General features: G+C 72.5%; 13 protein-coding genes. 4 read left to right on the plus strand and 9 right to left on the minus strand.

The annotated features are described in order from the left end of the window. Positions 1-204: 204 nt before the first annotated feature. The gene (locus BJ971_RS36705; protein ID WP_184997896.1) at positions 205-1,800 is read right to left on the minus strand and encodes an alpha/beta hydrolase; all 1,596 of its coding nucleotides are present in this window, start codon (positions 1,798-1,800) and stop codon (positions 205-207) included. Positions 1,801-2,056: 256 nt separating this feature from the next. On the opposite strand from BJ971_RS36705, the gene BJ971_RS36710 reads away from it, so the two are divergent. Further along, on the plus strand, positions 2,057-2,551 hold the full coding sequence (locus BJ971_RS36710; protein ID WP_239087663.1) for a hypothetical protein: 495 nt from the start codon (positions 2,057-2,059) through the stop codon (positions 2,549-2,551). Here the strand turns inward: BJ971_RS36710 and BJ971_RS36715 are convergent. Then, positions 2,541-4,049 carry an APC family permease gene (locus BJ971_RS36715; protein WP_239087664.1) on the minus strand — a complete coding sequence of 503 codons (1,509 nt, stop codon included), beginning with the start codon at positions 4,047-4,049 and terminating at the stop codon, positions 2,541-2,543. The genes BJ971_RS36710 and BJ971_RS36715 overlap by 11 nt on opposite strands. A gap of 228 nt (positions 4,050-4,277) precedes the next feature. On the opposite strand from BJ971_RS36715, the gene BJ971_RS36720 reads away from it, so the two are divergent. Beyond that, on the plus strand, positions 4,278-6,533 hold the full coding sequence (locus BJ971_RS36720) for a putative bifunctional diguanylate cyclase/phosphodiesterase (RefSeq protein ID WP_184997899.1): 2,256 nt from the start codon (positions 4,278-4,280) through the stop codon (positions 6,531-6,533). Position 6,534: 1 nt separating this feature from the next. On the opposite strand, the gene crcB is transcribed toward BJ971_RS36720, so the two are convergent. The 7 genes from crcB to BJ971_RS36755 all read right to left on the minus strand — a co-directional run bounded on the left by crcB (position 6,535) and on the right by BJ971_RS36755 (position 12,514). After that, the gene (crcB, locus tag BJ971_RS36725; protein WP_184997900.1) at positions 6,535-6,894 is read right to left on the minus strand and encodes a fluoride efflux transporter CrcB; all 360 of its coding nucleotides are present in this window, start codon (positions 6,892-6,894) and stop codon (positions 6,535-6,537) included. Further along, on the minus strand, positions 6,891-7,334 hold the full coding sequence (locus BJ971_RS36730; RefSeq protein WP_203709514.1) for a fluoride efflux transporter FluC: 444 nt from the start codon (positions 7,332-7,334) through the stop codon (positions 6,891-6,893). The genes crcB and BJ971_RS36730 overlap by 4 nt, the downstream gene beginning before the upstream one ends. Positions 7,335-7,432: 98 nt before the next feature. Continuing rightward, positions 7,433-8,455 (minus strand): right-handed parallel beta-helix repeat-containing protein, encoded by a 1,023-nt coding sequence (locus tag BJ971_RS36735; protein WP_239087665.1) that lies wholly within the window; start codon positions 8,453-8,455, stop codon positions 7,433-7,435. Continuing rightward, on the minus strand, positions 8,452-9,411 hold the full coding sequence (locus tag BJ971_RS36740) for a hypothetical protein (RefSeq protein ID WP_184997901.1): 960 nt from the start codon (positions 9,409-9,411) through the stop codon (positions 8,452-8,454). The genes BJ971_RS36735 and BJ971_RS36740 overlap by 4 nt, the downstream gene beginning before the upstream one ends. Further along, positions 9,408-10,991: a hypothetical protein gene (locus BJ971_RS36745; RefSeq protein ID WP_184997902.1), complete on the minus strand. Its 1,584-nt coding sequence runs from the start codon at positions 10,989-10,991 to the stop codon at positions 9,408-9,410. Before BJ971_RS36745 ends, BJ971_RS36740 begins: the two co-directional genes overlap by 4 nt. Before the next feature lie 18 nt (positions 10,992-11,009). Further along, positions 11,010-12,050, minus strand: a complete 1,041-nt coding sequence (pseI, locus tag BJ971_RS36750; protein WP_184997903.1) for a pseudaminic acid synthase — start codon at positions 12,048-12,050, stop codon at positions 11,010-11,012. Then, positions 12,047-12,514: a GNAT family N-acetyltransferase gene (locus tag BJ971_RS36755; protein WP_184997904.1), complete on the minus strand. Its 468-nt coding sequence runs from the start codon at positions 12,512-12,514 to the stop codon at positions 12,047-12,049. The genes pseI and BJ971_RS36755 overlap by 4 nt, the downstream gene beginning before the upstream one ends. A gap of 201 nt (positions 12,515-12,715) precedes the next feature. On the opposite strand from BJ971_RS36755, the gene BJ971_RS36760 reads away from it, so the two are divergent. Both BJ971_RS36760 and BJ971_RS36765 read left to right on the plus strand, forming a co-directional pair. Next, the gene (locus BJ971_RS36760; RefSeq protein WP_184997905.1) at positions 12,716-15,037 is read left to right on the plus strand and encodes a putative bifunctional diguanylate cyclase/phosphodiesterase; all 2,322 of its coding nucleotides are present in this window, start codon (positions 12,716-12,718) and stop codon (positions 15,035-15,037) included. Between the two features lie 94 nt (positions 15,038-15,131). Further along, the gene (locus BJ971_RS36765) at positions 15,132-15,305 is read left to right on the plus strand and encodes a CsbD family protein (protein ID WP_184997906.1); all 174 of its coding nucleotides are present in this window, start codon (positions 15,132-15,134) and stop codon (positions 15,303-15,305) included. Positions 15,306-15,468 lie beyond the last annotated feature (163 nt).

The raw sequence follows: 15,468 nt of genomic DNA on the forward strand, positions 1-15,468 counted from the left end.
TCGAAGGTCTCGCTCGCCTCGGAATCGAGGCCGCGTGGCCGGGCCCCGAACCGCAGGGCCAGTATGTCGACCACGACATTGGGAGCTACTCCCCTTCGCACCGCGAAGACTACCGGGCCGGATGCCCCGGGCGGCCGGTGCGGGGATGTGAGCCTCGAAACAGCGGCGAGCCGGCGCACCACGCGGGTGCGCCGGCTCGTCGCCTCAGTGCGCGCCGATCTGCTTCTGCAGCTCCATGCGGCTCAGGTTCACGCTCGCCGCGCTCTCCGCCTTGCTCGCCGACGGGTCCGGCGGCTGCATGGCCTTGCAGCGCTTGTCCGCGCGGTTCGCCTTCACGCGCCTCGGCAGCTCGCCCGTCGCAAGGTAGTCGGCGACCGAGTTGTCGATGCAGGCGTTGCCGAAGAGCGAGCCGGCGTGCGTCGTGCCGCCGACGCCCTCGATCAGGGCCGCGCGGGGGAAGATCTTGCGGACCGCGAGGCTGCCCGAGAACGGGGTCGCGGCGTCAAGGGTCTCGCTGATCAGCAGGATCGGCGGGACCTTCCTGCCGTCGACCCGTACCGGCTTGCCGGCCTTTCCGGCCCAGGTCAGGCACGGCGCGTTGTACCAGGCGTTGCCCCAGGTCTCGAACGGCGCGATCTTGTGCACCCGCCAGTTGTCCGTGCGCCACTTGTCCCACGACTGCGGCCACTGCTTGTCGGTGCACTGCACGCCGAGGTAGATCGCGTACCCGTTGTCGGAGCCCTCCGCCTGCGGGTTGCTCGCGTCGAAGAGCGCCTGCAGCGGCGCCGGGTCCTTCCGCTTGACCCAGCTCGAGAACGCCGACCCCACCGAGTCCCAGCCGAAGACGTAGTAGCCCGCCTGGAGGAACACGTCCGTCAGCTCGTCCGGTCCGATGACCCCGCCGGCCGGCATCTTCGCCAGCCTCGCCTGCTCGGCGTAGAAGAGCTTCTCGACCTTCGCGCCGGTCTTGCCGAGGTGGTACGCCTCGTCGTGCTCGGCGAGCCACTTGAAGTAGATCTTGATGTTGCGGTCGAAGGCGATGTCCTGGTCGAGGTTGGAGTCGTACCAGATCCGCTCCGGGTTCACGACGCCGTCGAGCACCATGCGGCGGACCCGCTGGGGATACTGGGTCGCGTACACCTGGCCGATGTAGGTCCCGTACGAGTAGCCGTAGAAGTTGATCTGCTCAGCGCCGAGCGCGGTGCGCAGGCTCTCCATGTCCCGCACGGTGTCGACGGTGCGCAGGTGATCGAGGAGCGCGCCGCCGCTCCTGGCGCAGGCCGCGGCGTAGTCCCGCGCCCGCTTGAGCCAGGTCCGCTCCAGCTCCGGCGTGCTGGGCAGGTAGGCCGGCCGGTTGTAGCCCTGGTACTTGCTGTCGCAGCTCAGCTTCGGCTGGCTGGAGCCGACCCCGCGGGGGTCGAAGCCGATCCAGTCGTATGCGGCGCCGGCCTTGTTCGGCACGTTCTCGCCGAGCACCGACAGGTTCACCCCGGACGCGCCGGGGCCGCCCGGGTTGATCAGCATGACGCCCTGGTACTTGTCGTCCGGCACCGAGTGCTTGATGCGCGAGACCGCCAGTTTGATCGTCTTGCCGGCCGGGTCCGCGTAGTCCATCGGCACGGTCAGGAAGCCGCACTCGGCCGTCCGGGACTGGAGGGCGGTGTCACCGCAGGTGCGCCAGGCGATGGCGGGTTTGTATCCGGGCTTACCGCGCGGCGGCACGGCCTCGGCTCCGTACGCGGCGGTCGCGCCGCACCCCGCCAGCACGATCGTGGCGGCAGTCGCCAGAAGTGTTCTCATGCACAGCCCTTCGTCGGTATTCGCCCCATATGCTCCGGTGCGGACGGCTGTTCAACAGCCCTTGACGCCCGGGGGTTACCACGAAAGAGGAGGCGGGTCGGGCCCCGGACCGCCGCGACCAGGTGTAAAGCCGGCCCGGGGCGGCGCACGACCACCCGTACGCGCGGAGCGGCAATGCGCGGGCGACACATGCCCGAAATGTAACGATGCGGTGATGGACTTCCGGGGTCGAGAGCCATGCTGGCTGCACCCGCTCATGGGGACCACCGTGGACGACCGCTCGCCGCAGGCGTACATGGTCGCCCTACAGCACGTCGTGCTGGCCCTGGACGACGACCCGGCCTGGCGGCGCTGGTGGCAGCGGTCCGGTACGGCGGAGTGCGAGCTCGGAATAGTCGCCGAGGGGCACGTGGACCACCTGCGGCCGAGCGCGGACATCCGCCGGGTCGCCGGCAAGGTCCGGGCGAACTTCACCTGTGCAGCCCCGGAGGCCGGCGGCCGCCGCCCGGCCGAGCTGTTCCCGCTCGCGGTGCACGAGGTGACCGGCATGTTCGAGGTGATCCGCGAGGCGATCGGCCTTGGCGCGCTGCCGCCGATGCCGCACCTGCCCGACCTGCCGGACCAGGCCCGCGAGTTCGCCGTGACCCGCAAGGCGCCGCCGGCGGAGGCGGGCGCGGTCGAGCCGCAGGGCTACCTGACGCTCATCCAGATCGAGGAGTTCTTCGGCGACGAGGCGCCGCCTATCCGGTGAGCTCCTCGCGGTTGACCCGCTCGGGCCGGTGCGCACCGGGCTGACGCTGACGGGGTACCGGCCGCACCACCGCGACCGACGGCGTCACCACGACCGCGGCGCCGCCCAGCCCGATGCTCGCGTAGGTCACCGGCGCGGCGCCGCGCAGCACCAGGCCGTAGACGACACCGAGCAGGACCGTGCCGCCGGCCACCGCGGGCAGCACCACCCGGTCCGGCACGCCCAGCAGCGCCGGCAGGTCGGCGAAGGCGAGATACGCGAGCGCGCCGAGCGCCACGGTCGACAGGCCCGGCGCCAGCAGCCGGGTCGCCACCCCCTCGCCGTTCGGATGGCGGTTGAGATACATCAGCGCCGCCAGCGAGGCGCCGATCAGCAGCAGCAGGACACACAGGCCGCCGCCGACGCCGAGCACGCGGGCCGCCGTGGCCGGGTCGGCGCCCGCCAGCGCGCCACCGCCGATCACGAGGCCGACGACGACGGTCTGCGTCAGCGAGGCGGCACCCGGCGCCGAGGTGCGCAGCCCGGTGCGGCCCAGCCCGGGCGGCAGCACCCGCTCGCGGCCGAGCGCGAACAGGTAGCGGGAGACCGTCTGGTGCAGGGCGATCATCGCCGCGAGCAGCCCGGCCACCAGCACGACCCGGCCGAGCGTCACCGCCCAGGGTGCGAGCCGGGCCGCCGCCAGGTCGAACATCAGCTCCGGCCCGCGCGCACCGGCCTCGGCACCGATCCGGTCGGGCCCGGTGGCCACGGTCATCGCCCAGCTCGCCGCGGCGAACAGGACCGCGAGCACCACGATGGACAGGTAGGTGGCGCGGGCGATCGCCCGGCGCGGGCCGCGCGCCTCCTCCGCGTACGCGGCGGTGGTCTCGAAGCCGGCGAAGGCGAGCGCGACGAGGACCAGGAGGATGCCGAGCGCCGGGCGCGGCAGCCCGGACAGGTTCGCGGGATCCCACGCCGCCCAGGTCAGCCGCCCGCCGGCGGGTTGCGTCACGTCGGCGAGGCTGTAGCCCAGGATCACCGCGGCCTCCGCCGGCACCAGTACGAGGAGCAGCCGGGCGGTCACCGTCACCCGTAGCAGGCCGCACAGCGCGACGACGGCCCAGCAGCCGAGCGCCACCGCCCACCACGGCACCGCGGCCGGTGGCTCGACGGCCGCGCCGGCCAGGGCGTACAGGCCGGCCTGGAGCGCGGTGTACGCGAGCAGGGCGAGCCAGGCGGCGCCGATACCGAGCGGGCGGCCCAGCCCCCGGGCGATGAAGCAGTACAGCGCGCCGGCGTGCGGCATCCGCCGGGACATCGCGACGTAGCCGGTCGCGAAGACCAGCAGGAGCAGCCCCAGGCCGAGGAAGAGCAGCGGCAGCGCGAGCGGGCCGCCGTCCGCGTAGGCCAGGGGCACGACCATCGCGACGACGGAGAGCGGAGTGACGGCGGCGATGGCGAGGAACGCGATGGACATGCCGCCGAGGCGCCCGGCGGCCAGGGTGTGAGGCGGGGGCACCGATTCATTGACGCCCATCCGGTGGGCCTTTGACAACCACCGGTGATCAGTTACTAACTGAACGTGAGAAGAATGGCACAAACGGCCATCGACATCCTCTTTTGGGGCGCAGGGCCGATCTCCACCTGGCCGTCCCCACCCGGAGTGGCCCGCCTAACAAAGCGGGCTCACATCGACAATCGAGGCAAAGGCCTCAACTCCGGCCCCCGTATACCGACAGTCCAGGTCATGGGCATGCTCGCAACACAGCGATTGACGGAGTTCCTCTCCGCGGTCGCTGACCGGCCGGACGGGCCGGCCGCACAGTTGGCGGCAGTGGAATGCGCGGCGCGCGCTCTCGACGCCGAGACCGCCGCGCTGGTCATCGACGGGCGCGTGGTCTCCACCATCGGCGTGCTCGCCGACCAGCTCCGGCCCGCCGCGCTGGCGGAGGTCGGCGCCGGTCGCCGCGGCACGCTGACGCTGGGCGGCACCGGGTACGCGGCCATCGGCGCCCCGATCGGCGGCGAGACGCCCGGCGTGCTGGTGCTCGGCCGCACCGGCCAGGACTTCACCGACGAGGACGTCTGCCTGCTACGCGCCATGGCCCGCGTGCTCGAACTGAGCCTGCGCGCCCTGAAGGTCATCGAGAGCGAGCGCCGCCAGGTGCAGGAGAACGACCGCCTGGTCGACTCGCTCCAGGAACGGCAGCGGCTCTTCGAGCACCTCACCCGGATCCAGCGGCTGATCGCCCGCCGCGCACCGCTGCAAGAGATCCTGGACGCCATCACCTGCAGCGCCGCCGAACTGCTCGGCCTGGAGACGGCTTCGCTGAACCTGCTGGAGCGCGACGACCCGTCGGTCGGCAGCATGGTCTCCAACGTGGGCTTCGCCCCCGACATCCTGCCGAAGATGAAGCGCGTGCCGCTGCGGTCGGCCGGCGTGGCGGGCCTCGCCGTGCTGGGCGACGAACTGGTCATGGTGGAGGACTACGCGGCCTCGCCGATCGCGATCCCGGCGGTCGTCAGCTCCGGCATGCGGGCCGTGATGGCCGTACCCGTGCACGAGAACGGCGAGGTCGTCGGCTGCCTGACGGTCGGAACGCACGTCGCGCCGCGCTCGTGGGACAAGGCGGCACAGGACGTGCTCCGCGCGTTCGCCGAGCACGTCAGCTTGGCGCTGACCGACGCGCGGACCCTCGAGGCGATGAACGAGGCGTTCCACGACTCGCTGACCGGACTGGCCAGCCGCGCCCTGTTCCAGGCCCGGCTGGAGCGGGCGTTCGTCGCGGCGGAGCAGGGCGACCACGGCATCTCGATGCTCTTCGTCGACCTGGACCGCTTCAAGGTGGTCAACGACTCGCTCGGCCACGCGGCGGGCGACCAGCTGCTGGTCGAGGTCGCCGAGCGCATCACGGCCTGCCTTGGCCCCGACGACACGGCGGCACGCCTGGGCGGCGACGAGTTCGCGGTGCTGCTGGCGCCCTCGGCCGGTACGGACGAGTCCGTCGCGCTGGCGGGCCGGATCCTCGAGGCGACCCGCGAGCCGTTCGACCTCGGCGGCAAGGAGACGTTCGTCAGTTGCAGCATCGGCGTCGCGCACACGGCGGCCGGCGCCCGGGAGGCGCAGGAGCTGATGGTCGCCGCGGACCTGGCGATGTACCAGGCGAAGAAGCAGGGCAAGGACCGCCTTGAGGTCTTCGAACCGGCGCTACAGGCCGCCTTCCAGGCCAGCCTCCAGATGGAGGCCGACCTGCGCCGGGCGGTGATCCGGCACGAGTTCGAGCTGCGCTACCAGCCGATCGTGCAGCTGAAGACCGGCGAGATCACCGGCCTGGAGGCGCTGGTCCGCTGGCAGCACCCGGACCGGGGCATCATCCCGCCGCTGGACTTCATCCCGATGGCCGAGGAAACCAGCATGATCGTCCCGATCGGCGAGTGGGTGCTGCGCGAGGCCTGCCGCCAGGCGGCGCGGTGGAACGCCCGCCGGGACGGCAAGCAGCCGCTGACCGTGAGCGTCAACATCTCGGCGGTCCAGCTGGACCAGACGGACCTGCCCCGGGTGGTGGCGGCGGCGCTGGCGAGCAGCGGCCTGCCCGCGGCCTGCCTGGTGATCGAGCTGACCGAGTCCCTGCTGGTGCACCACCGGGTCTCGACGCTCCAGCAGCTCGAAGAGATCAAGGACCTGGGCGTCCGGCTGGCGATCGACGACTTCGGCACCGGCTACTCGAGCCTGGCGTACCTGCGCCGCTTCCCGGTCGACATCATCAAGATCGACAAGTCCTTCGTCGACGACGTCGGCGACGTGCCGGCGGCCGCGGCGCTGACGCTGGGCATCATCCAGCTCGGCCAGGCGCTGAACCTGTCGACGATCGCCGAGGGTATCGAGGACGCCGGGCAGCTCAGCGAGCTGACCGACGGCAACTGCGAGCTGGGGCAGGGCTACTACTTCGCGGAGCCGCTCAACGACAAGGCGCTCGGCGAGCTGCTCTTCCCGGGTAGCTGATTCAGGCGATCGCCGCGGCGATGAGCAGGCCCGCGCCGGCGGCGGCGAGCCCGGCTAGGACGCTGCCGATCGCGTACGCCGCGGCGCGCGGCCGGCCGCCGGCCCGGCCCAGGTGCAGCACCTCGTAGCTGAACGTCGAGTACGTCGTCAGGGCGCCGCAGAAGCCGGTGCCCAGCAGGCTCGCGAGCCACGGCGCGACGGGCAGCCCGACGAGGAGGCCGAGCAGCAGCGAGCCCGCCACGTTGACCGCGAACGTGCCCCAGGGGAACGCCGAGCCGAACCGGACCTGCACCGCCCGGTCGGTCAGGTAACGCAGCGGGGCGCCGACCGCCGCGCCGAGGGCAACCAGCAGCAGGGTCATCGCCGGACCATCGCCTCGCCGGCCGCGGTGCCGGCCCAGACCGCGAGCAGCGCGCCGACAAGCGTCGCCGCCACGTAGATCAGGCCCGTGCCCGGCGCGGCCCGCAGGGCGTCGACGGACGCGCCCGAGAACGTGGTGTAGCCGCCGAGCACGCCGACGCCCCAGAACGGGCGGATCAGCCGCCGCCGCGGCCACACCCGCGTGACGAACACCATCAGGACGCCGATCAGCAGGCAGCCGGTCAGGTTGATCGTCCACGTCGACCAGGCGAAGGCACGCGGGTCGTGCGGCCAGGCCGCCCCGATGCCCCAGCGGGCCAGTGCGCCGAGCACGCCACCGGCGGAGATCGCCGCCAGCACCGGCAGCGCGTGCGGGCCGAGCTCGGCGCGGCCGGCCGGGGTGCTCAGGTCGACGTCCGGATCCATCGGTTCCGGCTCCATCGGTTCCCGAACCTCGGCCACGGGCCAACGCTAGCCCAGCGTCACGCGGCCCCGGCGGCGGGCCCGCGCGGCGTCCGCCGGGCAGGTACCCGGCCGACTCACACCCGGACCGCGCGGACACAGCACGCCGTGGAGTCGCCGGGCGAGCCGCTCTCGAACACGTTGTCGCGCAGCCGGACGCCCTCGGCCCGCTCGATCACCATCGGCGACCACGTCTCGCCGGTGCCGGCACCGCGCAGGGTGCAGCCGCGGATCTCTGCGTCGCGGTAGCGCAGCACGCTGACCACCCCGTCGATCTCGCTGCGGCCCCAGCCCGCGACCCGGACGGCGTACCGCGGGCCGTGCCAGCGGACGCAGACGTCGGCGATGGTGATCGCGGAGCCGACCACCGGCGAGCCGACGAACCGGTCGGTGTTGTCGCCCGGCAGCAGCCGGAAGCCCATCTCCACGTCGCGCAGGCAGGCACCCTCGACCCGGACGTCGTGCACGGAGCTGAGGTAGAAGCCCTCGATCGCGTCGCGCACCCGCAGGTCGGTGATGGTGAGCCGGTGCGGGTGGTAGGTCGGGCCGACGATCGTGGACACGTCGTCGGCCACCGCACCCCAGTGCACGGCGACGCCCGTGTAGCCGCCACGGATCGTGACGTCGTGCAGGGTGACGTCGCGGATCGCGCCCATCAGCGCGACGCAGTTCGCGTGCCGGGCGCCGGGCCGGTCGACGTGCAGGCGGCGCAGGTCGACCCGGGCGATCCACTCCGGAGCGTCCGCGTAGAGGTAGTCGCCGACCGTCACCGCCGTGCCGCGGTCGCCGCCGTGCTCGCCCGGGTCGGCCGGCGGCGGCCGCAGCCCGAGATCGCTCACCGCGACGTCCGAGCCGACGATGTGCAGGACCGGGTGGCCGGTCGCGCCGATCGACTCGAGCCAGGTGCCGGGCCGGCCGCCGCCCGCGCCGGCCACCTCCGCGCCGCGGATGGTCCAGCCGGCGGGCACCCGCAGCCCGTCGGCGATGACGTGCACGCCGGGCGGCAGCTCCAGCTTTCCGGCGGTGACCGTGTCCAGCACCTGCTGGAGCAGCCGCCGGTTGGCCACCGGGTCGGCGCCGAGCGCCGGGCGATGGATCATGGCGCCGGCACGATCCGGCAGGACAGGCCGCGGTCGGGGCGTTCGAGACCGAGCAGGACCGGGCCCCGCGCCGGGCCGGTCAGCCGCAGGTCGGTGCCGCCGGGCCCGCTCGCCACCACCTCGACCGCCACCGGTACGCCGGTCAGCAGTTCGACCGCGTGCACGGCGCGCACGGTGCCCGGCCGGGACCGGTTGACCTCGGCGACCACCCGGGTGCCCGCGCGACGGGCGGCCCGGAGCACCTTGAATCCGGCGCGGGCCGGCCGGCGCCGGGTCCACCTGTTCGACGGGGAGCGCGGCAGCGGCGGCGCCGGCGGCACGGCCGTCACCTCGAGCCGGAAGCGCTCCGGCGGGTTCGGTGTCAGCAGCGCCAGGTCGCAGCCCGTCGGATCCGGTGCGCCGTCGTCTGCGGGTGTCGGCGGCTGTGCGCGTACGGAAATCTGGTCTATCCGGACGCCGAGGGCCGAGCGCGCGGCAAGCCGCCCGGCCACCCACGGCGGCCGCGGCGGCTCGGCGAGCTCGACCATCAGCAGGCCGTCGCCGTCGAGCTCACCGGCCGTCAGGTCGAAGGAGACCGCGGCCTTCGCGCCGCCCGCCCGCCGCAGGCCCTGCGGCCGGCAGAGCAGCGCGGCGCCGCGCAGCTCGCCCTGCGCGCGGATCAGCACCAGCCGCGGCTGTTCGGGCGCGAAGCGCTGTGGGCGCACGCGGTCGGACCACCAGCGGGTCGCCAGCTCGTCGAGGTGGACCACGACCGTGACCCGGGTGGCGACGCCCGGGCTGATCACCTTGAGCCCGACCGCGCCGTGGTCGCCGGAGACGCGGCCGACGATGCCGGTGCCGCGGACCACCTGGTCGACGACGCAGACGCCGTCCTCCCGGCCGCCGGCGACGTCCGCCGGCAGCTCGATGGCGGTCGGCGCGACGTCGTAGTCGGTGGCGAACCAGGTGCCGATCATGAGGAGAGGTCCGTCCGGGTCAGCATCGGCTCCCGCCGGGTCCACATCCGCTCGACCGCGGTGAAGAGCGGGTCGGCGTCGGCCTCGATGTGCCGGAACGTCGCGCGCATCGTCTTGAGCAGCACGTCGGCCGGCCAGACCTCCCACTGCGGCACGAGCGGGGTGACCACGTCGGTGCCGCTGCGGTACAGCCAGAGCCAGAGCCGGGCGCGGCGGACCTGCTCCTCGGTGACCAGGTCCGCGCCGTCGCGGATCGCGGTGATGCCCTGTTCGAGGGTCTTGAAGTACGCGTCCCGGTCGTCGACCACCGTGGACAGCCCGCACGAGCTCCACTCCGACCAGCCGGCCTGGATCACCGGGATGCCGTACGCGGGCAGCTCGTTGCTCACGCTGCCCCGCACGGTGACGCCCAGGTCGGTGAGGCTCCAGAGCGCGTTCTTGCTCAGCGTGGCGCTCGGCCGGAACGCCAGGTGCTTGGACCTGCGGTGTGCCGCCGCGACCGAGTCGAAGAAGCCGGTCGAGTCGTAGAGTGCCTGGCTCGGGTGGTCCAGGAACAGCCACTGCGCCTCGGGGTGCTCGGCCGCGTACGCCGCGGTGTCGGCGAACCAGTCGGCGAGGCTCGCGAAGAGCTCTCGGTTGGTGCCCAGCGCGTCGGAGACCGCGTGGTTGAAGACGGTGACGACCGGTCTGTCCGGTACGAAGCCCAGCCGGCCGACGACGTGGCTGCGCAGCCGCTCCCGTTCCGCCGGGTTGTTCAGGTCCACCGAGGCGGTCACCCCGCCGCGCCACCAGCTCGGCCGGCCCAGGTTGACCTTGGCGCGCCAGGCGACGAGCTCGGCGATCGGCCTCAGCTCCTCGCGGCGCGGCCACACCTGCGTCTCGAAGACGTCGCCGATCTGCCGGGTCAGCTCCTCGCGGAACGTACCGGTGCCGGTGTCGGCCTCCGGGAACAGCCCGTACGCCTTCAGGCAGCCGGTCTGCTGGGTGTGGATGATCGGCACCCGGGCCCGCCGGGCGGACTCGACGGCCAGCCCCCACTGGTCGTAGTCGACGTGGCTGGTCACCAGCGCCACGACGTTGCCGGCCGCGAACAGGCCCTGATAGAGCTCGAAGAGCCGGGTGGCGTACGCGTGCCGCAGCCGGTAGTCCGGGCGGTCGCGGTGGCCGGCGGGCAGCCGCGGCACCTTGGCCAGGCGGCAGTAGGTGGCGTCGGTGTATGCGAGCAGGGTGGGATCCTCGGCACCGGCCGTGGTCATCGCGCGGACCCGGTCCCAGACGTCGATCACCTCGCCCGCGCCGAACGCCTCCGCGATCTCGCGGACCTTGGCGACGTCGAAGCCGCTCCAGAGCGTGCGCCGCCACTGCTCCTCGACCCCGGTCAGTACCACCATCCGGGCCGGTCGCAGCCGGCGGATGGCGTTCGCGAACGCCAGGTTGCGCAGGTTCACGCGGATGTCCTGGTGGAAGGCCTCCACCAGGATGACGGAGTCGTCAGTCGGCCGCGGGAGGTTCTTCTCCCAGTAGACCGATGCCGACTCCAGGAACCACTGGAGTTCCTTGCCGTTCGCGTTGAGCCACACCGTTGTTGTCCGTGCCTCTCAGATCAGGTCCCAGGTGAGCGGCGTGCCCTTGGCCGCGTCCCGGGTGAAGGTGCGGCCGAGCACCAGGCCGATGGCGTCCGGTGCCAGTCCGCCGGTGGGCCGGATGGAGCGGACGTTGTCCTCGGTGACGACGTCGCCCGCCCGGACGTCGGCGACCACGTAGAGGGAGCGGCGGAACCGCAGGCCCTCCTTCTCCGCCTCGGTCGGGCCGATGGCGGTGGTGCCCAGCGCCTGCCAGGCCCGCTCCGACTCGACGACCAGGCTGCCCAGCTCGGCCGGTTCGAGGGAGAAGGCGGAGTCGACGCCGCCGTCGCCGCGGTCCAGGGTCACGTGCTTCTCGATCAGGCAGGCGCCGAAGGACACGGAGGCGATCGGCACGCCGATGCCGAGCGTATGGTCGCTCAGGCCGATCGGCACGCCGAACGCCTCGGCCAGCACCGGGATGCGGCGCAGGTTGGTGTGCTCGGGCGGCGCCGGGTACGACGCGGTGCAGGAGAGCACGACCAGGTCCCGGGCGCCGGCGCCGCGGGCCGCGTCGACCGCCGCGGCGATCTCCCGCACGTCGGCCATGCCGGTCGAGATGATCAGCGGCTTGCCGGTGCCCGCGCAGAGCCGGATCAACGGCAGGTCGGTGATCTCCGACGACGCGATCTTGTACATCGGCGCGTTCAGCTTCTCCAGCAGGTCGACGGCGGTCCGGTCGAACGGGCTGGAGAAGGGGGTCAGGCCCCGGCCCCGGGCGTGCTCGAAGATCGCCTCGTGCCACTCCCACGGGGTGTGCGCCCGCTCGTAGAGCTGGTAGAGGTACTGGTCGCCCCACAACTGGTGGTCCTGGGAGATCCGGAAGCGCGGGTGCCGGACGTCGACGGTCATGGTGTCGGCCGTGTAGGTCTGGATCTTGATGGCGTGCGCGCCCGCCTCGGCGGCGGCGTCGACCAGGGCCAGCGCCCGGTCGAGGGAGCCGTTGTGGTTGCCGGACATCTCGGCCACGATGTACGGCCGCCGGCCGGCACCGATCTCCACGTCGTTGACGATCACTGCGATTTCCCTCTCTCGGTCCACACCACGGTCTGCGGCGTGCCGTCGACCAGTCGCTCGTACCGGCGCCGCTCGGTGAAGCCGAAGCGCCGGTGCAGCGCGAGCACCGGCGCGTTGGTCGCCAGGGTCTCCCCGCCGAGCCGGGTCAGCCCCAGGTCGCCGAAGGCGTACTCCACGGCCTCCCGCTCCAGCCGCATCCAGGCCTTGAGCAGGTTCGGCCCCAGGCCCGCGACGTCGAGGTAGAAGCTCCAGGCGGGCGGGTCCGCGCGGGTGTCGAAGATGACGACGCCGGTGTCGTCGTGGATCAGCAGGTGCCGGTCCGGATCACCGGCGATCCCCGCCCACCAGCGCGCGTGCTCCTCCGGCGCGATGACGTGCCGGGTCAGGCTGACCGCCCGCACGTCGGGATGGTTACGCCAGGTGAGCACGATGTCGCGATCGGCGTCGACGGCGGCGCGCAGCACTCTTCGGGTACCTCCCAGTTCCTCCGGCGGAGGCGTCACCGTATGGGCACAGGCTGAGCCGGTCGTGGCGGCGAGGCGAGGCGGGGGCAAACCGGAGGTGACGGCTCGGGGTCGCCGGACGAGGAGGTGGGGTGCAAATACTCACGCCGGGCGCCCGCTGACCGATCAGGGCGGTACGGAACCGACCGAAGGAGCTGGCTGATGGGCGCGTCTGAGGTGCCTCTCGCGCGCCATGACCGGCTGCTGCGCGCCTCGGGCGCCATCGCGCTCGTGTCCCTGCTGCTGGTGATCGCCGACTACCTGCACCCGTTCGGACCGAAGCTGATCCTCTGGCTGCCGTCCTCGGCGGGGGTGATCGTCGTCTTCCTGGCCTTCCTCCGCACCGCCGGGACCGCGTCGCTGCCCGAGCCGACCCGCCGCTTCTGGCGGCACCTGACCTACGCGGTCGCCTTCGTCGGCGCCGGTACCACGGTCAAGGCCGTCGACGTGCTGACCACGGACGACCCGCGCGGCCCGCAGAGCGGGATGGTCATGCTGGCCTTCTGCGGCGCCGGCGTGCTGTGCGTCGTCTACGCCCTGTACCGGCTCCCGCTGGGCACGCGAACCTCGGGCGAGGTGCTCCGGGTCGTGCTCGACGCCAGCACCCTCATGCTGGCCGCGGCGGTCTTCGTCTGGCACTACGCGACCCGGGACGCGCTGAACAGCGGCGACCGCAGCGCCGTCTACGTGTCCCTCTTCGTCACCGTTATCACCCTGTTCGCCGTTTTCGCGCTGGCCAGGTTCGTGGTCTCCAGCCACCTCTTCGTCGACAACGGCGCCCTGCGGCTGATCACGTTCGCCATGATCGTCGGCTCGGTCGGGCCGCTGTTCCGCGGGCCGTTCGAGGCGGTCGATCCGCACCTCTTCCCCGACCTGGCCACGACGCCGATCGTCTACTTCCTGGCCACCTTCGCCGCGGCATGCCAGCGCGGCACCGCCGGCACCGGCCTCGGCCTCGCGCCGCGCCGTGGGGTCGTCGCACCGCGGCGCCGCACGTTCAGCCTGCTCCCGTACGCCGCCGTCGCCGCGGTCGACGGGCTGCTGATCGCCGTGACGATGGGCCGCAGCACCGAGGAGACCGTCGTGGTCGCCGCCGCCGTGCTGATCACGGCGCTCGTGGTGCTGCGCCAGCTCACCGCCTTCCACGACAACGGCCGGCTGCTGGAGCGCCTCGACCACGGCGCCAAGCACGACGCCCTGACCCAGCTGCCGAACCGGGTGCTGTTCAACTCCCGGCTACAGCAGGCCCTGACCGCGCCGGGCGACCGGCCGGTCGCGGTGGCGCTCATCGACCTGGACGACTTCAAAGAGGTCAACGACACCCTCGGGCACGAGGTCGGCGACCTGCTGCTGGTCGCCGTCGCGCGGCGCCTCGCCGACTGCGTCCGCGCCGAGGACACCGTCGCCCGCCTCGGCGGCGACGAGTTCGTCGTGGTCCTGGACGGCGCCGACCCGGCCGCCGCGGACCTGGCCGCCGGACGGATGATGAACTCGCTCCGCCAGCCCGTCTACGCCGACGGCCACGAGCTGCCGATCCGCGCCAGCATCGGCATCGCCGACGGCCGCTCCGGCGACGAGGCCTCACTGCTGCTGCGGCACGCCGACATCGCGATGTACGCGGCGAAGAAGCTGCCCGGCACGGCCAGCCTGCACTACGACGCGAGCATGGCCGCGAACGGCACGGAGCACGCCCACCTCGGCGCGGAGCTGCGCGAGGCGCTCGAGAACGATCAGCTCTTCCTGCTCTACCAGCCCATCGTCTCGCTGGACGACGGCCGGATCATGGGCTCCGAGGCGCTGATCCGCTGGGCGCACCCGACCCGCGGCACCTGCGGTCCGGACAGCTTCATCCCGGTCGCCGAGCGCACCGGCCTGATCGTCCCGCTCGGCCAGTGGGTGATGCGCACGGCGTTCGCCCAGCTCGCGAGCTGGATCAGCGAGCACGGCGACGAGGCGCCGGGCGTCATGAACGTCAACGTGTCGGCCCGCGACCTGCGCGAGCCCGAGTTCGTGGACGGCATGGCGGCCCTGCTCAAGGAGTTCGGCCTGGCACCGGACCGCATCGTCGTCGAGGTGACCGAGACGATGGCCCTGGAACCGGGCCAGTCGATCATCAACCTGCACGGGCTGCGGGACCTGGGTGTGCGGGTGTCGCTCGACGACTTCGGCACCGGCCACTCGACCCTGACGCTGCTGCACGAATGCCCGATCGACGAGATCAAGCTGGACCGCTCGTTCACCCAGGCGCAGGTCGACGGCCGTCCGCCGGTCTCCGCCGCGGTGATCCACCTGGCGCAGGTGCTGGGCCTGCACCCGGTCGCGGAGGGTGTCGAGACGGCCGAGCAGGCGGAGCAGTTGCTGGCGCTGGGGTACATCGCCGCGCAGGGGTACTACTTCGCGCCGCCGATGCCGGCGGACCGGTTCGGCGAGCTGCTGCGGGAGTCGGGATCGCTGATGCCGGCACCGGCGTGGCAGGCCGCATAGTTGCCGCTGGGCAACTTTTTACGCCCGTTCGGGATTGACGATCGGCACGGCGGGTAACGGTCCAGGCGTACGCCACTAGACCTGGAGGTCCCCCATGGGTGCCGAAGACAAGATCGACAACAAGGCCGAAGAGCTGGGCGGCAAGGTCAAGGAGGGCGTCGGCCGGGCGACCGACGACGAGCGCCTCGAAGCCGAAGGCAAGGCGGACCAGAGCACGTCGAAGCTCAAGCAGGCCGGCGAGAACATCAAGGACGCTTTCAAGAGCTGATTCCGTACGGACACAGCGAAGTTCCGTGGCACACCACCCGGCCTGGCTGCAACGCGAGGCCGTGGCCGGGGCCGCCGGGCTGAAGGAATCGCGGCCGGTTCGGCCGTGTTGAAGGCAGGGCGGCCGGTTCGGCCGTGTTGAAGGCAGGGCGGCCGGTTCGGCC

This window comes from Amorphoplanes digitatis (genome assembly GCF_014205335.1).
In the GTDB taxonomy this organism is placed as follows: domain Bacteria; phylum Actinomycetota; class Actinomycetes; order Mycobacteriales; family Micromonosporaceae; genus Actinoplanes; species Actinoplanes digitatus.